Origin of the sequence: Kineococcus sp. NPDC059986 (genome assembly GCF_040702905.1) — a bacterium.
Taxonomy (GTDB): Bacteria; Actinomycetota; Actinomycetes; order Actinomycetales; family Kineococcaceae; genus Kineococcus.
Window position 1 is genome coordinate 1 of sequence record NZ_JBFBND010000023.1, and the last position, 19,436, is coordinate 19,436.

At 72.0% G+C, this 19,436-nt stretch carries 21 protein-coding genes; 11 read left to right on the top strand and 10 right to left on the bottom strand.

The features are described from left to right. Positions 1-383: 383 nt before the first annotated feature. On the bottom strand, positions 384-755 hold the full coding sequence (locus AB0637_RS16655; protein ID WP_366173608.1) for a hypothetical protein: 372 nt from the start codon (positions 753-755) through the stop codon (positions 384-386). Positions 756-993: 238 nt separating this feature from the next. Further along, positions 994-1,296: a hypothetical protein gene (locus tag AB0637_RS16660; protein ID WP_366173609.1), complete on the bottom strand. Its 303-nt coding sequence runs from the start codon at positions 1,294-1,296 to the stop codon at positions 994-996. Between the two features lie 330 nt (positions 1,297-1,626). On the opposite strand from AB0637_RS16660, the gene AB0637_RS16665 reads away from it, so the two are divergent. After that, positions 1,627-1,992 carry a hypothetical protein gene (locus AB0637_RS16665; protein WP_366173610.1) on the top strand — a complete coding sequence of 122 codons (366 nt, stop codon included), beginning with the start codon at positions 1,627-1,629 and terminating at the stop codon, positions 1,990-1,992. Positions 1,993-2,058: 66 nt separating this feature from the next. Further along, the gene (locus tag AB0637_RS16670) at positions 2,059-3,525 is read left to right on the top strand and encodes an MFS transporter (RefSeq protein ID WP_366173612.1); all 1,467 of its coding nucleotides are present in this window, start codon (positions 2,059-2,061) and stop codon (positions 3,523-3,525) included. Between the two features lie 24 nt (positions 3,526-3,549). Here the strand turns inward: AB0637_RS16670 and AB0637_RS16675 are convergent, their stop codons facing one another. Beyond that, positions 3,550-4,089, bottom strand: coding sequence for an AAA family ATPase (locus AB0637_RS16675; protein ID WP_366173613.1), 540 nt, complete (start codon positions 4,087-4,089; stop codon positions 3,550-3,552). Positions 4,090-4,359: 270 nt separating this feature from the next. On the opposite strand from AB0637_RS16675, the gene AB0637_RS16680 reads away from it, so the two are divergent. Beyond that, entirely contained in the window at positions 4,360-5,724 is a 1,365-nt protein-coding gene (locus AB0637_RS16680; RefSeq protein ID WP_366173615.1) for a hypothetical protein, read from the top strand. 137 nt (positions 5,725-5,861) lie between these two features. On the opposite strand, the gene AB0637_RS16685 is transcribed toward AB0637_RS16680, so the two are convergent. The 4 genes from AB0637_RS16685 to AB0637_RS16700 all read right to left on the bottom strand — a co-directional run bounded on the left by AB0637_RS16685 (position 5,862) and on the right by AB0637_RS16700 (position 8,163). Further along, positions 5,862-6,428, bottom strand: coding sequence for a hypothetical protein (locus tag AB0637_RS16685; protein WP_366173617.1), 567 nt, complete (start codon positions 6,426-6,428; stop codon positions 5,862-5,864). 204 nt (positions 6,429-6,632) lie between these two features. Continuing rightward, complete coding sequence (locus tag AB0637_RS16690) at positions 6,633-6,890, bottom strand: hypothetical protein (RefSeq protein ID WP_366173619.1); 258 nt, start codon at positions 6,888-6,890, stop codon at positions 6,633-6,635. Positions 6,891-6,916: 26 nt separating this feature from the next. Further along, positions 6,917-7,876 carry an SRPBCC family protein gene (locus tag AB0637_RS16695; protein WP_366173621.1) on the bottom strand — a complete coding sequence of 320 codons (960 nt, stop codon included), beginning with the start codon at positions 7,874-7,876 and terminating at the stop codon, positions 6,917-6,919. Between the two features lie 41 nt (positions 7,877-7,917). After that, entirely contained in the window at positions 7,918-8,163 is a 246-nt protein-coding gene (locus AB0637_RS16700) for a hypothetical protein (protein ID WP_366173623.1), read from the bottom strand. A gap of 202 nt (positions 8,164-8,365) precedes the next feature. Between AB0637_RS16700 and AB0637_RS16705 the strand changes: the two genes are divergently transcribed. Further along, entirely contained in the window at positions 8,366-8,866 is a 501-nt protein-coding gene (locus tag AB0637_RS16705) for a DUF2199 domain-containing protein (protein ID WP_366173625.1), read from the top strand. A gap of 188 nt (positions 8,867-9,054) precedes the next feature. Here AB0637_RS16705 and AB0637_RS16710 read toward each other — a convergent pair whose 3' ends face one another. After that, positions 9,055-9,246, bottom strand: a complete 192-nt coding sequence (locus AB0637_RS16710) for a hypothetical protein (RefSeq protein WP_366173627.1) — start codon at positions 9,244-9,246, stop codon at positions 9,055-9,057. 390 nt (positions 9,247-9,636) lie between these two features. Between AB0637_RS16710 and AB0637_RS16715 the strand changes: the two genes are divergently transcribed. After that, positions 9,637-10,053 (top strand): hypothetical protein, encoded by a 417-nt coding sequence (locus AB0637_RS16715; protein ID WP_366173629.1) that lies wholly within the window; start codon positions 9,637-9,639, stop codon positions 10,051-10,053. 25 nt (positions 10,054-10,078) lie between these two features. On the opposite strand, the gene AB0637_RS16720 is transcribed toward AB0637_RS16715, so the two are convergent. Continuing rightward, complete coding sequence (locus AB0637_RS16720) at positions 10,079-10,612, bottom strand: kinase (protein ID WP_366173631.1); 534 nt, start codon at positions 10,610-10,612, stop codon at positions 10,079-10,081. 43 nt (positions 10,613-10,655) lie between these two features. Here AB0637_RS16720 and AB0637_RS16725 point away from each other — a divergent pair, with 43 nt between their 5' ends. The 5 genes from AB0637_RS16725 (at position 10,656) to AB0637_RS16745 (ending at position 15,849) form a co-directional block, all read left to right on the top strand. Further along, positions 10,656-10,871 (top strand): hypothetical protein, encoded by a 216-nt coding sequence (locus tag AB0637_RS16725; RefSeq protein WP_366173633.1) that lies wholly within the window; start codon positions 10,656-10,658, stop codon positions 10,869-10,871. Between the two features lie 271 nt (positions 10,872-11,142). After that, positions 11,143-13,401, top strand: coding sequence for a hypothetical protein (locus AB0637_RS16730; RefSeq protein WP_366173635.1), 2,259 nt, complete (start codon positions 11,143-11,145; stop codon positions 13,399-13,401). Beyond that, the gene (locus AB0637_RS16735) at positions 13,401-13,880 is read left to right on the top strand and encodes a hypothetical protein (RefSeq protein ID WP_366173636.1); all 480 of its coding nucleotides are present in this window, start codon (positions 13,401-13,403) and stop codon (positions 13,878-13,880) included. Before AB0637_RS16730 ends, AB0637_RS16735 begins: the two co-directional genes overlap by 1 nt. 55 nt (positions 13,881-13,935) lie before the next feature. Continuing rightward, positions 13,936-14,169 carry a hypothetical protein gene (locus AB0637_RS16740; RefSeq protein ID WP_366173638.1) on the top strand — a complete coding sequence of 78 codons (234 nt, stop codon included), beginning with the start codon at positions 13,936-13,938 and terminating at the stop codon, positions 14,167-14,169. A 660-nt stretch (positions 14,170-14,829) separates the two neighbouring features. Continuing rightward, positions 14,830-15,849, top strand: a complete 1,020-nt coding sequence (locus AB0637_RS16745; protein ID WP_366173640.1) for a GrpB family protein — start codon at positions 14,830-14,832, stop codon at positions 15,847-15,849. Between the two features lie 70 nt (positions 15,850-15,919). On the opposite strand, the gene AB0637_RS16750 is transcribed toward AB0637_RS16745, so the two are convergent. Further along, positions 15,920-16,885 (bottom strand): heme o synthase, encoded by a 966-nt coding sequence (locus tag AB0637_RS16750; RefSeq protein WP_366173706.1) that lies wholly within the window; start codon positions 16,883-16,885, stop codon positions 15,920-15,922. A gap of 418 nt (positions 16,886-17,303) precedes the next feature. Between AB0637_RS16750 and tkt the strand changes: the two genes are divergently transcribed. Continuing rightward, positions 17,304-19,394, top strand: coding sequence for a transketolase (gene tkt / locus AB0637_RS16755; protein ID WP_366173641.1), 2,091 nt, complete (start codon positions 17,304-17,306; stop codon positions 19,392-19,394). Positions 19,395-19,436 lie beyond the last annotated feature (42 nt).

A 19,436-nucleotide genomic window follows, 5' to 3' on the forward strand; every position in this document is an offset into this window, starting at 1 on the left:
ACGTCCCCGGCGGACAGGTAGGCCTGGGAGTAGGAGACGGCCATGCGCCCCTGGTGGACCAACTGCACGGAGAACCCCTCACGATGACGCTCGGTGACGACAGCCCGCGCCGCCTGTGGAGTCGACGTCGAACCGGACCGTGCGGATGCTCCACGACGGCGTGGGTGACGCGGTAGCGGACCGCCGGGCATCCCCCCGAAGGGAGCAGCGAGCTGGTGCCGTGTGTGCCGAGCGGTGGTCGCAGCGTGATCGGCGCAGGCACTTGTTGCCCGCTCTTCGTCAGGAGCGCGACGTCGCCGGTAGCCCGCGACAGCGCGCACAACGCGGGATGACCGTGCGTTCCTCGCTGGCCTGCGTGAGCTGGCGCCGCGTACGACCCGCGGTCACGCCTCCTGGCAGGCCCCCACGTCGGGCACGGCGCGGGCCTGGGGACAGTCGAGGTGCGTCCACCCCTTCTTGCCGTAGCCGTCGCGGCTGTCGACGAAGACCTCCATGCCGCTGTGGTCAGGCACTACGCGGTAGTAGGTGAAGATCGGGTCGCCCTCGTCGGTGTAGTCGGTCACTTTTAATTCGGCGCCGGTGCCGTTGGTCTGCGCCGCCAGGAGGCAGGCGGTGCCGTCGCGGGGTACTTCTCCCGACATGTCGCGGCTGACCTCGCCGCAAGAGGTCAGGTCCTCGCGGGTGAGGAAGGACCAGGGCGGCATCTTGATGACGGCCACGACCGCGGCTATGGCGAGAACGACGAGGATCAGCACCCATCGGGGCGCGCGTTGAGGCGTCGGCCCCATCAGAGGTTCTCGACCTGCGCGGCGGTGGCTGACACGGCGATGTGACGGCTCTCGGCTGAGTGCGGTTCCTGGGACGTCCAGAGATCGCCAAGACCGCGACGTCGCCGGCGCCCGGTACCGCGCACACCGCGGGATGACCGTGCGCTGCGCGCGCACCGCGGGATGACCGAGCGATACGCCGCGTAGCTTCATCAGGCCGTTGCGCTCACGGGTGGGTCACGAAGGAGACAGGGTCATCATCTCCGGGCGTGATCCACTGCGGTTCGTCGCCGTCGTCAATCCGCCAACGCGACACCTGTCCCAGGTCGCCAGACCAGTCGAGGACTTCGACCGCCACGGTTGGTCCGGAGCCCGGCTCAGCTGAGTCGAAGGGAGGCATGGCTGCGAGCAGGCGGCGACCAACGGCAGCCGGACAGATGGTGGACCCGGCCGCTACGAGGGTCACTTCCCACCACTGGGCGTTCTCGAGGCTGGGCTGCACGTTGGAGACGGCGTACGTGTAGATCACCGGTTCATCATGGGTGTGCCGCTCGGTTGCCGAGACGGCTTTCACCCGGAGCGCGGGATGACCCCGCCGTGGCAACGACGCCCAGGGCGAGGAAGAGACAGAGGAGGGCCCGAAGGCCGACCAGTAGGGACCGCAAAGACATGCTCCCTTGTCGTTGGTTGTCCCAGGCCACCTTGCCCCAAGAGAAGGCACGGTGGCATCACTTCTCCGCAAGATCACCCGGTGCGCGAGGAGAAGGTGAGACGGAAACGACGACCGTGCGCTGCGCGCGCACCGCGGGATGACCGTGAAGTCACCGAAACCCGTGGACCTCTCTGAGACGCTGCCCGGATGGAGAGCTCTGGGTGGGTTGCGGTCCGCTGCATCTTCCGTAGCCAGGCCGAGCACCACAGTGCTGAGGTCGTCTACGAGGAGCGTGTGACGTTGTGGCGGGAGGCCGACATGGACCGCGCCATCGAGAGGGCTGAGGCGGAGGCGCAGACCTATGCGAGCGAGACGACCTGGCCGCCGGATCGGGTGACGGAGTACCTGGGGCTCGTCCAGGCCTACGCGCTGTTCGAGGAGCCGGTGGACGGGGCTGAGGTGTTCAGCTTGATGCGGACGAGCGACCTGCCTCCGACGGCTTACCTGGACCGGTTCTTCGACACCGGACAGGAGCGTCAACGAGATGTTGATGAGTCCGCCGAGCCGAACTGAGACCGTCCTGCGCCGTAGGGCAACGTCACGCGCACCGCGGGATGACCGTAACGTCCCTCGTAGGGTGTGGAGCAACAGCCCACGGCGAGCGTGGGCGTCCTGCACCGGGGCACCGCGCCCCGGTTCGAGTCCAACACCGGCGGACTCGAAGCACCGGGTGGGGCACGCCACAGCCAAGGCCAGCGGAAGCACAGCGCCTATGGCGCTGCACTGGCCTACCCGAAGGACACCCCGATGCCCTGGACCCGCCGTCCACGACGTCCCCTCCGAACCCGTACCGACAGCACGCGCAACGACAACAGGCGCAACGACAACAGGCGCAACGACCGCACGCGCACCGCCCGGTCACCGCGCCGCAGCACCCTGAGCGATGGCCTGCCGCGGGCGGTGTGGCTGCTACTGGCTGGGCGCTGCATCAACCAGCTCGGCGCCTTCACTCTGCCGTTCCTGGCGCTGACCCTGACCGCCCGCTTCGGCGCGTCCCTGGCCCTGGTGGCTGCGGTGATGGCCGCCTTCGGCGCGGCGACGCTGATCTCGAGGCTGCTGGGTGCCCGGCTCAGTCGCTGGCTCGGACACCGCACCACGATCACCGTCGGCTTGCTGGCCACCGCGACCGCGCAACTGGCGCTGGCTCTGGCTCCGTCGCTGCCGGTGGCCCTGGTCGCGGTCGTCGCGTTCGGCGTCGCCTTCGAGCTGTACGAGCCGTCCTCCCAGGCCCTCATTGCTGAGGTCACCCCCGCCGCACAGCGCCCGCGGGCGTACGCGCTGCTGTCGGCCGCGCTGGGCGTCGCCGGCGTCGGCGCCGGGCTGCTGGCCACAGCGGCTGCCGCCGTGGACCTTCGGTGGGTCTTCGTCGTTGACGCGGCCACGTGTTTGCTGGCCGCTGCGGTCCTGCACCGCGCGCTGCGCTCGACAAGTGGCGCGGGCGCTGTCACCTCCAGCGACGAGGAGGCGGCCCTCGCGGGCCCAGCGTGGCGGGATCAGCGACTGCTGGCCCTATCGGCGTGCGGGGTGGTGTTTGCTGCGGTCTACCTGCAATTGAGCACGACGCTGTCGCTGACGTTGCAGGCCCGGGGTCTGCCCGCTGAGCGGGTGGGACTCCTGTTCGCGGTCTCGGCCGCGGTGGTCCTGGCCGGGCAGCCCTTGATGAAGCATCGACGTCTGGCGCAGTTGTCGTGGGCGACGGCGATGACGGCCGGCTACCTACTGCTGGGAGTCGGCTTGGGTGCCTTGGGGGTGGCCTCGACGATGGGCCAGTTCGCCGCCGCGATCGTCGTTGCCGCGTTCGCTGACCTCATCCTGCTCGGTCGTGCCTTCACCCTGGTCGCGCAGCTCGCGCCGGCGGGGAGGGAGGCGGACTACTTCGCCGTGTACGGGCTGACGTGGGGTGCTGCTGCCGTCGTGGGTCCTGCTGCTGGAACCGGACTGCTCAGCGCGGGTGGGCCGGTGCTGTTGTGGTCCTGCTGTGCAGCGGCCTGCTTGGTCCTCGCTGTGGTTCAGCAGCCGCTGCAGCGCCTGCTGGCTGCGGGATGACCGCGAAGTCGGTCGACAGAGGAGCTAGGCGATGCCCTGAGCGCCGTAGGCGAAGTCCCCACGACCGTAGCGAGCCAAAATGCACGCAGCCACCTCCTCCGGGGTCCCCTCCGGCTCAATGACCAGGTGCCGGACATCGATGTCCGCTCGCTCGAACTGCTCGTGCATGTACCGCGTACCGGGCTCGTCGTCGCGGTTGCCTTCCCGGGTCGTGACGTTGTGCACGCACCTTTCCACCGGGGGCAGCAGGACGGCGTAGTGCACCACGTCCAGCTCGGTGGCTTCGAGGAAGGTCGGCAAGAACCACGGCCCCATGACCCCGTCGAAGACGGCGTCGAAGCCGCCCCGCGTGTACCGCCCAGCCGCTGCACCGGAGGCTCGGATGACCGTCCGGTTCTGCTCCTCCGCCTCAGGTAGCCACGGCTTCTGTGCCCCCTGATCCAGGAAGCGGAAGAAGGCATCCCCCCGGAGCAGGACGCTTGGCGAGAGACGTGCGGACACCAGGGAGCTGACGGTCGTCTTCCCGGCTCCGGGTGGCCCGGCGATGACGAGCAGCGTGGACATGCGGCCCTGTGTACCTACCTCGGCGGGCGCGATCAAGGAGATTTGAAGGGCATCGACGTCACCGACGGAGGTTCGGACGCCTACCCACCCTGCATCGCACAGACCGCCCGCAGATCGACATGAGCGCGAGGTCGTGGAGAGTGCGACTCGCTGTGACCGCTTCGCGGTGCGCCTCGTGACCAGCGACGCCTCGCGGCCAGCCACGCACGGTCGACGTCCAGGTTCAGCGAGTCGGTCGCGGCGTGCCCGGTCGCTGACGATGATCGGTGCGTGCGGACGCTGCGACCGGGACGCTTGTTCACCACGACGGCCGGGGTCTGGGTGCTGGACGAGACCCAGCCCGTGGCCGCTGTCCTGGACCCGGTCGAGGGGAGGGTGCGCCGGCTGGTGTCCTGGACCGAGCTGCCACCCCCACCGCCCGGTGAGCCGATGACCGCACGGGTCGACGCTGAGGCCCTGTGGGTCCAGAACAGCCCCGGAGGACCGCTCCTGCGGCTGCAGGTCGGCGTCGACGCGGTGGCGGTGTGGACCGACGGGCTGACCCTGGCCGCGGCCGGTCGTTCCAGCGCCTGGTGCACCTCGGCTCCTCCCGTGCAGGAGATCGTCCACGGAGCCGACGCCGCTCCGGTGGGGTGGGGAGGATCGGGCACGGTGCTGCGCGCCGACGCCGACGGGCGGGTTCAGCGGGTGCACACCAACCGCCCGGTCCGGGGGGTGCGCACCACCGCGCAGGCGCTGTGGGTGCAGCTTGACGTCGAACCGTGGTCGTTGCGCAGCCTGGGTGCCGGCACCTACGAGGTCTGCTGGTCCAGCCGCTGGGTGCCGCTGCCCTGGGACGGGGACCTGCCCGAGCAGCTGACTGCGGCCGAGGGGCAGGAGCAGGTCCCGGCCGGTTCCACGCGCGCATCCGCCGGCGACGGCTTGTGGCCCGGCTACGCCTACGACCCGGACAGCAGCGTGGAGTCGGGCCTTGCGGTCCGCTCCGGGGAGTGGACCTGGCGGCTGGGCTGGGACGGGAACGACGGTGGCCGCCGGCTGAGAGCGGTCGCGGCGGCGTTCCCGAGCGCGGCCCCCGCCGGTGCGGGACCTTCCGTCGCGGCGCCGAACCTGATCGACCTGGGCGGTCACGCCGTCGTGGCGGCGACCCCGGCCGCGGCCGCAGGGCGTCTGGCAGTCGTGGTCTCCGCCGATCCGGCACCACCTCGTGTGCTGGTGGTGGACGCGGTCGAGCGGACCGTGCGGTCGTGGCCGTCGGAGGGTGCAGTGGACATCAGCTCCGCGTGCTGGCCCGTGCGTCCTCGCCCGCTGGACGCCGACTCGTACATGCGGCAGGTCCTGGACGACTGGAGCCGACTGGAGAGCTACTGGCAGGGGGCCGGCGGCGACGAGCCGCTGGCTCGGGGGATGAGCGCGGTCGCTGTGCGGTTGGTGGGCCAGTGGCCCGGCACGCAGCTGGAGTGCACGTTCGCCTTCGCCCCCTGCCCGGGGGTGCGGTTGCGGCGCCGTCTGGACCTCTTCGACGAGCTCGGTGCGGTGGCCAAGCCCCAGTACGCCGAGATCCACCTCATGGAGGACCTCGACACCCGTGCCCTGCCGCCCGTGGAGGACGCCGTCGACGGGGTGCTCGACATCTGAGGTCTGCGTCTGGGATGAACCACTACTTCTAGCCATCGGCACGACCGCGACGTCGGCGGCCCGTCGACACCGCGGGATGACCGTGAGGTCGGTGAGCTGGACCGATCGACTGGGTGGAGCTGCCGTCGCTGTGCGGGCTACGGCTTGGGGTGTCGCGCTGCTGCTGCCGCGCTGCTTCGGCGTAGAACGGCATCGGGGGCTGGGCTGGCAGGCCACAGCTGCAGCAGGTACCTGTCCAGCGCCGGCTCGCCGTGCTGACGGGTCCCGTCGTAGGCCGCGTCCATGCCTGAGGCGCACCAGCGTGCCCTGTACCCACCCGGGGTCGGACGCTCCACGTCCTGCCAGCTCTCGAAGGCAGCCAAGCCGAACTCATACAGCGGCTCGCCCGGTGCTGGCTCCTCGGGCTCCAGCCCGGCCCACCGCTCATCTTGCGGTTCGTCGCTGTCCATCACCTCGAAGGGGACCTCGACGACGTCCTCCCAGTCCGCGCCCACGGGTGGGGCGTCGGTGTGCAGTTCGACCCGCACGGGCACGGCTCCGGTGTGCAGGCCGGGGTACATCATGAGCACACCGGGGACGGCGGCACCGCAGATGCCGTTGGACTGCCCCTCGACGCTCTCCGGCCCGGGTAGGTCGTCCTCGTATGGCTTCAAGGCGATGAAGCCGTAGTGCACGTCGATCTCACCGTCGAACAGCACCTGCACCGGTCGTACCCCTCATCTCGAAGCAGGGGCGGATCCCCTGTGCCTACTGTGCCCGGTCGATGACCGCGGCGCGGGGTGCGCGGAGAGCATCGCCTGGTTGGCGGAGTGGAGCGACAGCCTGCTCCCGGCTGTGCACGCTCTTCGACAGGTGCGGACGGTCGACGACATCCTGGCTCGCGGGATGACCGTGAGGTCGGTGGCGCGTCACTCTGAGCTGGCTGGTGCCTCCGGCCTCGACAGGGGGTCCTTGGTCGGTTTCTGGCGACGGGCGTTCCAGGCGTGCACCAGCAGCCAACTGCCGCCAGCGATCGCGGCCCACGCCGCGGCGTGCACGAGTGCCGCGTCGAACACGGGCGGTAGGGCGTCGTCCAGCGCGTCCCGGCCGATGACCAGGACGGCGATGGCGGCCAGCAGCAGCACAGCTCCGCCAGCGCCCGTGATGATGCTGCGCGCGATCGGCACGTGGGTTCCTCCGAGGGGCGACGTGATCAGGCGGTCCGGGCGGCGGCCCGGGCGATGCTCTGGGCGTGCCAGCGCAACTGGCTGCCCGTGGCCCGCACCACCAGCGGCCGCAGCAAGGGACGCGCCAGGGGTTGCAGTAGGCGGTACCCCAGGGGGCGTCCGGTGGCAGGCCCGCGGCGGGCTTCCAGGTGCACCCGGCAGGTGGTGCCCAGCGGCTCCACCCGCAGGCTGAGGTCGACCGAGGCGAAGCGGCCGCCGACGCGGAAGCGGTGCCAACCGATCTCGCGCCCGGGAACGAAGTGGTTGACGACCTGCTCGGCCACGAACTCCCGGCCCCGGGCGCGGTAGGTAAGGCGCTCCACGCCGTCGGGACCGGTCTCGACCCGCACACAGGCGCTGTCCCACTCGGGGCGACGGGTAACGTCGGAGACCAGGTCCCACACCCGCCCGGCGTCGACCGGGACGTCGTGCACGAGGGTGGCGAGGACCGAGGAGTCCTGCGCCACTGCTGGCGCACCGGGGTGGTCGGTGCGGGGGGCTGCATGCTCCGGTGCGGTGGCGGAGCGCAGTGCGTCCACGTCGACGTCGAGGTGGTGCAGGACCCGCTCGACGCGCCGGCCCTCGTCCTGGAGTAGAGCGAGCAGCAGTTCGCGGTCGTCGCCCTCGTAGGAGATGCGCTTCATCACCGCCATCGCGCGGTCGTTGAAGGGGATTGCCTGCGCGGCGCCGAAGGAGGGTTCGGGGCCTTCGGGCACCGCCGGGACCGGCACCTGGAGACCGAGGTGGGCCAGCTCCTGCTGCTTCACCTCGACCACGGCCTGCCGTAGCCGGGGCAGGTTCACCCCGGCGGCGGTCAGCAGGGCGGCGCTGGGACCACCGGTGACCAGCAGCCCCAACAGCAGGTGCTCCAGGTCGAGCTCGGGGTCGCCCGCGCGGGCGGCCTCCTCCAGGGCGGCGGAGGTGATGTAGCGGGACTGGCGCAGCATCGAGCGCCCCTTCCCGCGTCCGTTGCCACGACCAGCTGTTCTCACGAGCGCTCCTCCCGTCCGTCGGCCACGTCGCGCAGCCGCTTGGCGTACTTCTTGTGCACGGCCTGGCGCGTCACACCCAGGTCCGCGGCGATGTCCGACCACGACGCTCCCTGGCGCAAGGCGTGTTCGACCTGGCGCAGTTCCAGCGTCTCCAGCAGTCGGCGCAGCGCGGCCACGGCGCGCAGGCCGCGGGAGGTGTCGCTGGTGTCGACGGCAGTGCCGGCCAGCTGGGTCGCGTCCACGTCGTCAACCTAGGTTGCGCCTGCACGGTGCGTCAACCTCGGTTGCGCGGCTGGATCCGCGGCACGCGCTTCGCTTGCTCATCGACATGAGCGGACGTCTCTGACGATCGTCGAGCGCGCACAACGCGCGATGACCATGTGATGAGGGTGAGTCGTCATCCGGTCTGCTGCACAAAACTGATCGGGCTGTGACCATGTCGGTGTGCCTGTGGATCACGATCACGTCGCGGGCGAACCGTGTTCGTTGTGCGGACACCCGACCTCAGCGACCGACCGCCACGTCCGCTTCTCCTGGCCCGACGCCCTGTTCGACGCCGCCCAGCAGGAGCACGGCATCGATGGTCTGTGGCTGAGCCATGACACCGCGGAGGCCTCGGTGATGATGCAGACCCCCGAAGCGGCCTTCGTACGAGTGCTGCTGCCCATCCGCCTCGATGACCTGAGCACGATCACCTACGGCGTGTGGCTGCAGGTCGACCCTGAGGACATGCACCGCGCCTCCTGTGTGTGGACCGCGCCGGAGTACACCGACCTGCGGTTGCAAGGGCGGCTGGCCAACGACGTCCCTCCCGGCAAGGCGCTCGATGCCGTCGGTGTCGCGGTCGTCCGTGATCCCGACCAGACCCCTTACCTCGACGACAGCAACCACCCGATGCTGAACCGGCTGCTCGCAGAGGTCTGGCCTGCGGCGCTGCACGTGTGAGGCCAAGGGGTCTGAGTCACTGTGAGTTCATCTCGCGCAGATCACTTGCGTCACAGCGTCTGCGCCGACCAGTGAGGAGGTCTGCCCTACGCGTGGGCCGGCCGAGGGCAGCAGAGGCTCGGAGGACCGAGAAGTGTGACGACCGCGCGCTGTCAGTGTCACCAATGTCCTGAGACACGACAGTGCGTTCAGCGATCGACACCACTGCCGTCCAGGAGCGTGGCCCCGGCTCCGCCCTTCTCGGCCAGCTGCCGCTCCAGGGCCTGCGCGATGCGCTCCTGCGCCTCGGCCGAGCGGGTCAACGTCGCCCGCAGCCGCGTCAGGTAGCCGACCACGCACACGAAGAGGACCAGGTTGACGATGCTGGTGATGTCGGTCACCGCGTGATCGTCGCAGCCGGGCAGCGCAACGCGCGACGTCACGCTCACGCCGCCGGCCGAGACGTCCGCACGTGCCGAACAGGGCCGACCAGACCCGGAAGGCCCGGGCATCCCCAGCTGAGCGACCCGACGGCGAGGAGGAAGGTCCGGTGCAGCAGCACCACGACGGGTCCCGGACCACCGGAGTCCAGGTAGGACAAGGTCACGTCTGCGCGGCGGACCTGCACGCGCTGCACGGGGACTCCGACCGGTGGACACCCCAGCGTGGCTGACCGTGGACCAGCACGAGTCGACCCGTGCGTCGACGCCACGGTCACCCGCACTCCGGGCGCGCACGTCGCCACCTCGCGACCAGGACGACAGATCGGTCGACGGGGCCACACTGGAGCGGTGGACACCCTGCTGCTGAGCGGCACCACCGACGAGGGCGAGACGTGGACCCTGCACGCTGAGCACACGCCGAGGGGACCCGGTGTGCAGCTCCAGCTGCACGGCCCCGAGGGTCGCCCTCGCTGGGGCACCGGTGAGCGCAGCACCCCCCTGCCTGCCGGCCGGGTCATCGGCGGCGCCTGGGGCACCGGTGATGCCGACGAACCGGCCACCTGGCTGGTGAAGCTGCACGCCGACGTGCGCGCCGTCGTGGTGCACCTGTCCGACGGCACGCGCGAAGACCTGACCGTGGTCGACGACCCCCACCGGTCCGGGGTGCGCTGGGCGGTGCTCGTGCACCCACGTCGTCTCGACGTGCACCGCGTGGACCTCCACGACGCCCGCGGGAACGAACTGGCGGACACCGTCCTGCCCTGACCGACCAGCGGCCGCCCAGGTCCCCTCACCCGGGAGGGACCAGCCATCCGCAGTCGGACAGGACCGTCTGGAGCGTGCTCTCCAGCGTCGAGTCCGGTCCGATGACCCGTTCTGCCACACCGTGCAGGGGATCTGGACCCCGCCACCACGAGCGCATCTCCCGTTCCCCGAACTCCTGGGCGGTCGCCCCCTTGGTGGCGTGCCGGCGCACGGTCTCCTCGAAGGGCAGTTCGTAGCGGTAGCACCGGCTCACGCCCACGTGGTCGTCGACGAGCCCGCGCAGGACGTCGCCGTAGACCTCCGCGTGGAGGATGCCCTCGACGACCACGTGCAGGCCGTGGTCGAGGGCGAAACGCGCCGACAGGTCGAGGTAGGGCACCGACAGGGCCCCCGGCCCGTCGGGCACGTGGAGGATCTGGCGGCGCAGGACGTCCTGCCCGAGGACGGCCACCCCACGGGGCCGGGCGGCGCGAACGGCAGCGGCCAGAGCGGACTTGCCGCTGCCGGAGTTGCCGCGGACGACCACCAGGCGCGTCTGGGCGTCACCGGTCCGAGTCACGTCCGCACTGTGGTGCACGGCCATCCCCCAGGACCAGCTCGTCGTGGAGGTGGCGGGCGGACGCGTCGCCCCCGGACAGGTCGGGTACTCCGACGCGCTGGTCCCCCTCGTCCCCCGGGACGTGACGGCGACGTCCGAGGCGGCGAGGCGAGGACTGCGCGTGGAGTTCACCGACGGGACGATCGTCCTGTCGCCGGACGCCGACGACCTCGTGGGGCTGGAGATCGCCCTCCTCTCCGGCTTCGAGCACCTCACCTGACTGGCCCCCTGGAGGAGGTCCAGGTCGCCTCCTGGTCCGGGATGCCCAGCCGGGCAGGGCAGACTCCTCCGGGCTGGCCGCTGATGCCTCGTGATCACCGGCCGCTACCCTCCGGGCCGTCGGGCGCGGGCCCGAGAGCACCAGCGCGCGAACGTGAGGACTGAACTTCGTGGGACCCGTCCTGCCGGACACCGACGCCGGTGTCCGAACCCCTCGCCACCCCGTGCTCCGACGGGGGCCCCTGCGCGCCCGGCGAGTTCTGGAGCGCGGGGTGGGAGCGCTCCTCGCGCTGGTGCTGGTCCTGCTCGTCACGGCCCCCGCGGCGGGGGCAGCGGGCCCGGCTGCGACCACCCGGACACCGCTGGTCCTCGTGGGGTTCTCCGGGGTCCGCTGGTCCGACGTGTCCGCGCAGGCGACCCCGGCGCTGGCGTCGATGAGCTCGGGAGCCCTCGGCACGCTCGCCGTCCGCAGCGTCTTCGACGCGGCCTGTCCCGTCGACGGGTGGCTCGGGCTGTCCGCCGGCCGGCGCGCGACCGGCTTCGACGGAACGCCCGGCCAGCACGCGGAGGCGGCGTGCGCCCCCATCGCCGACCCCGTCAACGGGATGCAGCCCGACTTCGCCCGCTACCAGCGGATCGCCCGGGCCGGAACCTTCAGCGCCGCACCGGGAACGCTGGGACAGGCCCTGGCCGACGGCGGGGCGAGCACGCTGTCGATCGGCCCCGGCGCCGGGATCGCCCTGGCCCGCAGGGACGGCACCCTGGGCGACCACATCTCGCTGAGCAGTGGGGAGTACACCGCGCCGACAGTCATCGGTGAGGACGTGCAGCACGCGCTGGAGTCCGGCACCGACGTGGTCGTCGTCGACGCCGGCACCGTCCGCGACCCCGCCGACCTGCCCGCCCGGGAGCCCGCCCCGTCGTCCTCGCGGGCCCAGCAGGTCGCCGCCGTCGACGCGGTGGTGGCCGCGGTCCGACGGGCGGTCGACGCCTCTCCCGCCGCCCGGGACACCACCGTGCTCGCTGTCTCCCTCGCCGACGCCGGCGGGACCGCTCACCTGCAGTTCGCGGCGGCCACCGGCCCACGACCCGCCACCGGTGACGGCGAGGCCGCCGGGGAGTACCGCGGGCTGCTCGGTTCGCGCTCCACCCGGCAGCAGGCCATCGTCCAGACCACCGACCTGACGCCCACCGTCCTGGCCCTGGCCCTGGGCTCCGACCACGGCACCCCCGGTCTGGTGGGGGCACCGGTCACCAGCACGGACGCCGGTCTGTCCACGGCGGACCGGCTGGTGAAGGTCCGGGACCTCGACGAGGCGACGCAGGCCGTCCAGCCGCTCGTGGTGCCGTTCTTCACCCTGTGGGGTGTCTCCCAGGTCGTCCTGTACGCGGTCGCGGCGCTCGCCCTGCGCCGACACCGCGGCGACGCCGCCGGACGGCGGCGGGTCCTCACCGGACTGCGCACCGTGGCCGTCCTCTACGGTGCAGTCTGCGCCTCCACGTTCCTGGCCAACACGATCCCCTGGTGGCGGGCGGGGGACTCCACCGGCGCGCACCTGCTCGCGGTGAGCGGGGCCGTCGCGCTGTACGCCACCTTCATCACCGCGCTGGCGCTGCGGGGACCGTGGCGACGGCAGGCCCTCGGCCCGGTCGGGTTCGTCGGGTTCACCACCGCCGCCGTCCTGGCCGTGGACTGCGCGACCGGGTCCCGGCTCATCACCTCCAGCCTCAACGGCGAGCAACCGGTCGTGGCCGGGCGGTTCTACGGCCTGGGCAACCAGGAGTTCGCCCTCTTCGCCACCGGCACGCTGCTGCTGGCCGTGGCCGTCTCCGACTGGCTGGTCCGGACCGGACGGAGGCGGGCGGCCGTCGTCGCCGTCGTGGTCCTGGGTGTGGCCGCGACCCTCGTCGACGGGATCCTGGGCAGCGACTTCGGCGGTCCCCTGGCGCTGCTGCCGGCCTTCGGCCTCCTCGCCCTGGTCGTCGCCCGGGCGCGGATCACGGTGCGCCGCGTCGCGCTCATCCTCGGCGCGACCGTCCTGGTCCTGACGGCGATCTCGGTGGCGGACTGGTTGCGCCCCGCCGACGAGCACACCCACCTCGGCCGCTTCGTGCAGAGCGTCCTGGACGGCGGGGCGTGGCAGATCGTCGACCGCAAGGCCGCGCAGAACGTCCAGATCCTCGCCGACAGCTGGCTGCTCGCCGTGGTCCTGGGTCCGGTCGTCGTGGCCGTCGCCGTCGCCCTGGCCCGCCCCGCCGTCCTGGGCGTCAGGGGTGCCTCGGTGCTGCAGCGCGCCTACGACCGTCATCCCGTCCTGAAGCCGGGGCTGGCGTGCCTGCTGGTCCTGCTCCTCATCGGCTTCGCGGCCAACGACTCCGGCGCGGCCGTCCCCGCCGTCGGCGCGATGCTCGCCGTCCCCCTGCTCGTCGCGTGCCTGGCGCGGGTCGCGAGCGCCCCGGTGGCCGAGCCCGTCGCTCCCCCGGGTGCCGAGCTGCTGCCGCCTCCCGAACCGCGGCGGGCTCCGCGGTGATGGACGCCGCGCCGTACGCCGTGGAGCACGACGACCTGCCGCGGGACGACGTCGAGGCCCTCGTCCGTTCGGTCCTGGGCTACCTGGCGCCGCGCGCAGCGGTCGTGGAGACCGACCTGCCCGCGCACGAACCCGGCACCTGGGCCCCCGACGTGGAGGCCACCGCCGGCCTGCTGCGCCGGCACAGCCACGTCGACCCCGATCCGCGCCGGTACGAGTACGCGACCGCCGTCGTCGCCGCAGATCCGCGGCTGTGGAACGCCTTCGTCCTCGTGGCCCCGCACGCCTACGACGCCGAGGTGCGCGACGTCGACGGCGGTGAGGTCGCCTCGCTGTCCGACGAGGGCAGCCTCGTGGTGCACCTGAACGCCGAGCAGCACGAGCACCTGGCCGCCGTCACGGGAGCGCACCGCCTGCGTCTGCTGGGGTCGCCCACCCCGCGCCGGCAGCGGAGGTGGTGGCGGCGCCTCGACACGTGAGCTGCCCCGGGCTGCCGACTCGTCGAGGGGAACCCGGCACGACAGGATGCCCGTCGTGGACGATCAAGCGCCCGGTCCGCAGGCCAGGGTGAGTTCGGTACAGGTGCGCATCACGTTCCTCACAGCTCTCGTGGCGGCCATCGCGCTGGGGATCGTCTGCGGGGCGGCGGGACTCAGCACGGCATGGGCACTGCTGGTCATGGCTCTGGCCCTCGTCATGGCCCTTCCGGCACTCGTGACCCTGGCGTTGCTGCTGAGGCGGCGCCAGCCCTCACCTCCGAGGACCTGACGCAGCGGCCGCGCAACAGCGCTGGCCAAGGCGGCGTGACCGGCGTCGTTCGGGTGCAGCGAGTCCTCGCACAGCAAGCTCGGCTCGCCTCCGATGGTGTCGGCCAGTCCCGGCACCAGGGGCAGTCTTCGGACTTCGAGGGCGTCCTGCAGCACGCCCCGGACGGCGCACCAGCCGGGAGGGCGCTCCCCCCGCCCGAGGGGAGTACAGGTCCGTCACCACCAGTCGCTGGTGGCCGAAGCGGTCCAGCAGCAGGTCCAGGTCCCGCCCCACCGCAGCCCGGACGTCGTCGGCGTGCTCGGCGGCGAGGACCGAGTCGTTCACCCCCAGGGCCACCACGCACGCCCGTGCGGGGCTGGACAGCACCTCGGTCAACGCGCCCAGGTGCTGGGCGCTGTGGGTTCGCCGTGGACCGCGCCGGTGCACGAAGCCGACACCGTCGACGGCGAAGTTCAGCTCCTGCCCGCCCACCTCGGCGCACACCAGGGACGACCAGCGCCGCCCCGGAGAGCTGGTGCCGCGCAAGCCGGTGACGATCGAATCGCCGTGGAAGGCCACCTCCAGCACCGCCGCAGGCCAACGGTGCTCTCCGACGCTCCGCCGATCCGCGGACAGGCCCGCGCGACTGCGCGGCGGCGGGCACTCGGGCACGCTGAGGGCGTGGACGACCCACGGGAGACGAGCCGAACCCGTTCGCCAGGCGAGGCGGACGACACCGCACGAGCAGTCGTCGTCGACCACGACCCCCGGTGGGCCCGGGACTTCGACCTGCTGCGGGCACACCTGGAACCGGCGGTCGCCGACCTCGCGACGAGCATCGAGCACGTCGGCTCCACCTCCGTCACCGGCATGGCGGCCAAACCCACGATCGACGTGGACGTCGTCGTCGCCGACGAGCGGGCTTCCCGCGCGGCGGTCCACGCCCTGGCGGGAGCCGGCTGGGTCCTCGAGGGGGACCTCGGTGTCACGGGACGCCTGGCGTTCCGAGCTCGACCGGACCTGCCCCACCACCACCTCTACGTCGTCGTCGCCGGGAGCCGGCCGCACCTCGACCACGTGCTGCTGCGCGAGCACCTGCGCCGCAACCCGGCAGCGGTGGAGCGGTACTCGGCGTTGAAGCGGGAGATCGCACCCCTGCTGCACGACGACCGCGAGGCGTACCTCGACGCCAAGGCGACCCTGGTGCAGTGCCTCATCGCTGCCGAGGGGGGTGCCGGCCCGGCGGACCGGCTCGTCAGCGACGTCATCAGCAGCGCGCTCCTCCCCTACGGCCCCCACGCCGCAGAGGTCGACTGCCGGCGGGTCCCGGACGCCGAGGTGTGGATCACCGACGTGGAGCCACGGAGGGACGGAGCGGCCCGGCTGTCGGTCGGGGTGGTCAGCCCGCCGGAGGCCACGGGGACCGACGTCGCCTTCACGATCACCGTGGCGCACACGTGGCTCGAGGTCGACGGGCTCGTCGAGCCGATGGCCTGGCTGCGGGCGCTGGCAGATGCGGTCTTCGCCGGCGAGGTCCGCGAACGCGGCTTCCCCTCCGCCAGCGCCGTCCACGTCGCGACGGGCGCCTGGGTGGTCACGGGCGGTGCCTGGCAGCCACTGCTGCTGCGTGGGCTCCTGCCGCGACGGCGGTTCCTGCCCTACGGCGAGCTGCCCCCGACGAGGGGGTGCCCGGTGCGCTGACTCCGGGGCGGGGCAGGGAGCAACCCGTCGAGTGGTGCGGTGCGCGTCTCAGCGCCGAGGACGCGTCAGGTCAGAAGGGCCAGGAGATCCGCAGGAACGGGTCGACGGCCACGGCGACGGACAGCAGCGTCAGGTAGGTGATCGACCCGTGGAAGACGCCCATGGGCGAGATCCGGCGCAGCTGCTCGAGCGTGCCCGCGTCGCGACCGCCGGTCTCGCGCTCGAAGCGGGTGGCGCGGCGGTGCAGACCGACCGTCTGCCCGAGGAAGCCCAAGCCGAGGACGAGGGCGGCGACGCCGTAGACGACGCCGGCACCGCCGAGCGGCACGAGCAGCAGCGAGCACAGGACCATCGCCACGGTGTAGATCACGATCTGGCGCGAGACCGTCGTCGGCTTGGCGACGACGGGCAGCATCGGCACGCCCGCGTTCGCGTAGTCCTCGCGGTACCGCACCGACAGGGGCCAGTAGTGCGGCGGCGTCCACAGGAAGATCACGCCGAACAGCACGAACGGGGCCCAGCTCAGCGAACCCGTCACGGCCGTCCAGCCGATGAGCACCTGCATGCAGCCGGCGACCCCGCCCCAGACGATGTTCTGGGAGGTCCGCCGCTTGAGCAGCAGCGTGTAGCCGACGACGTAGAGCAGGATCGCGCCGAGCGCGAGGGCCGCGGACAGGACGTTGACGAACGCGACGAAGAGCGCCGTCGAGGCCAGACCGAGCACGGTCGCGAAGACGAGGGCCTGGTTCGGGCTCACCGCACCCGTGACCAGGGGGCGGTTCTCGGTGCGCTTCATGAGCGCGTCGATGTCCCGGTCGAAGTAGCAGTTGAGCGTGTTCGCGCAGCCGGCGGCCAGTGCGCCGCCGACGAACGTCGTCAGCACCAGCCAGCCCGAGGGCAGCCCGTCCGCTGCGAAGAGCATCACGGGGATCGTCGTGATGAGCAGCAGCTCGACGATGCGCGGCTTGGTCAGCGCGACGTACGCGGCGGCCCGGGGGAAGCGTGGAGGACGCCCACCGCGGCGCCGGCCCAGCAGGCTGGTCCGGGAGTGCGCGGGGGCGTCGGTCAGACGCGGGTCGGCGACGGTCACAGTGTCCTCAGGGCGAGGCGACAACGGGCTCCCCGAGCTTACGCCTCTGCTACGCGCTGTCGTACCCGGGAGGGTCGCGGTGGGCGCGTCGCGGGGCCTCCCGCGGGCAGCGGCGGGCCCCCGACGGCCCCGCGACCCCTGCCCGGCTGCGTCGGAGCCCCCTGCGAGTAGGCTCTCCTCAGGTGACGCGCCCCACACCGTCGCGAGCGACGGCCACGGAGCGTCACCACACCGAACGCCTCGGACGCCGGACCAGAACACCACGGTCCCGGCCGCGACGGAAGACGACAGAGCGGACCAACGGCCGGTCCCCCACCGCCATCCGGGCGCTGGGCGGTCAGCTGGTTCGCACGGGAGGAGACACGTGAGCCAGCCCCTCGAGTGGAGCGAACTCGACACGAAGGCGGTCGACACCGTCCGCGTCCTGGCCATGGACGCCGTGCAGCGCGCCGGCAACGGCCACCCGGGAACCGCGATGAGCCTCGCGCCCGTGGCCTACCTGCTGTTCCAGAAGATGCTGCGGCAGGACCCGGCGGACCCGGACTGGGTCGGTCGCGACCGGTTCGTGCTCTCCTGCGGGCACTCCAGCCTCACGCTCTACATCCAGCTGTACCTCGCCGGCTACGGCCTGGAGCTGGACGACCTCAAGGCGCTGCGCAAGTGGGGTTCGAAGACCCCGGGCCACCCCGAGCACGGTCACACCGCCGGTGTGGAGATGACCACCGGACCGCTCGGCCAGGGCCTGTCCTCGGCCGTCGGGATGGCCATGGCCGCCCGCCGCGAGCGCGGCCTGTTCGACCCGGAGGCCGCCCCCGGCACCAGCCCGTTCGACCACCACGTCTACGTGCTGGCCTCCGACGGCGACATCGAGGAGGGCGTGACCTCCGAGGCCTCGGCCATCGCCGGGGTCCAGGAGCTGGGCAACCTGGTCGTCATCTACGACCAGAACCACATCTCCATCGAGGACGACACCGCGATCGCCCTCGGCGAGGACACCGCGAAGCGCTACGAGTCCTACGGCTGGCACGTCCAGACGATCGACTGGACCAACGGCGGCGAGGGTGAGTACACCGAGGACGTCGCCGGTCTGCACGCCGCCCTCGAGGCCGCGAAGGCCGAGACGTCCAAGCCGTCGATCATCGTGCTGCGCACGATCATCGCCTACCCCGCGCCGAACCTGCAGAACACCGGCAAGTCGCACGGGTCGGCGCTCGGCGACGCCGAGGTCAAGGCCACCAAGGAGCTGCTCGGCTTCGACCCCGAGGCCGACTTCGCGGTCTCCGACGACGTGATCGCGCACACCCGCGGACTGCGCGAGCGCGCCAAGGCCGACCACGCCGCCTGGCAGCAGGAGTTCGACGCCTGGCGCGCCGGTGCCGGTGAGCGCGCCGAGCTGTTCGACCGCATGCGGACCCGCACCCTGCCCGCGGGGTGGGAGCAGGCGCTGCCGGTCTTCGAGGCCGGGACGTCCATCGCCTCCCGCAAGGCGTCCGGTGAGGTCCTCAACGCCCTCGCCTCGACCCTTCCGGAGCTGTGGGGCGGGTCGGCCGACCTGGCCGAGTCGAACCTCACGTCGATGAAGGGCGAGCCGAGCTTCCTGCCGGAGAGCCGCACGACGAAGACGTGGCAGGGCAACCTCTACGGCCGCACGCTGCACTTCGGGATCCGCGAGCACGCCATGGGCTCGATCCTCAACGGGATCGCGCTGCACGGCGGTACCCGCCCCTACGGCGGCACGTTCCTCGTCTTCAGCGACTACATGCGCCCCGCGGTCCGCCTCGCGGCGATCATGAAGCTGCCGGTGACGTACGTGTGGACGCACGACTCCATCGGCCTGGGCGAGGACGGCCCGACGCACCAGCCGGTCGAGCACCTCGCCGCGCTGCGCGCCATCCCGGGCCTGGACGTCGTCCGCCCCGGCGACGCCAACGAGACGGCGTGGGCGTGGCGCACGATCCTCGGGAACACCGACCGCCCGGCGGGCCTGGCGCTGTCGCGTCAGAACCTGCCGACGTTCGACCGCTCGCAGGACGGCTGGGGCGACGCCTCGGGCGTGGCCAAGGGTGCGTACACCCTCGTCGAGAGCTCGGCCGCCACCCCGCAGGTCATCCTCATCGGGACCGGCTCCGAGGTCCAGATCGCCGTCGCGGCGCGCGAGAAGCTCGAGGCGGAGGGCATCCCCACCCGCGTCGTGTCGATGCCGTGCCGCGAGTGGTTCTTCGAGCAGGACCAGGCCTACCGCGACACCGTCCTGATGCCGCAGGTCAAGGCGCGCGTCTCGGTCGAGGCCGCCCTGAGCTTCGGCTGGGAGGGCATCGTCGGCGACGCCGGTCGTTCCGTCGCGATCGACCACTACGGCGCCTCGGCGGACTACCAGGACCTGTACCGCGAGTTCGGCCTGACCGACACCGCGGTCGTGACCGCCGCGAAGGAATCCCTCGCCGGTCTGCAGTGAGCACCACCCGGGGGCCCGCACCGCGGGCCCCCGGGACCTCGT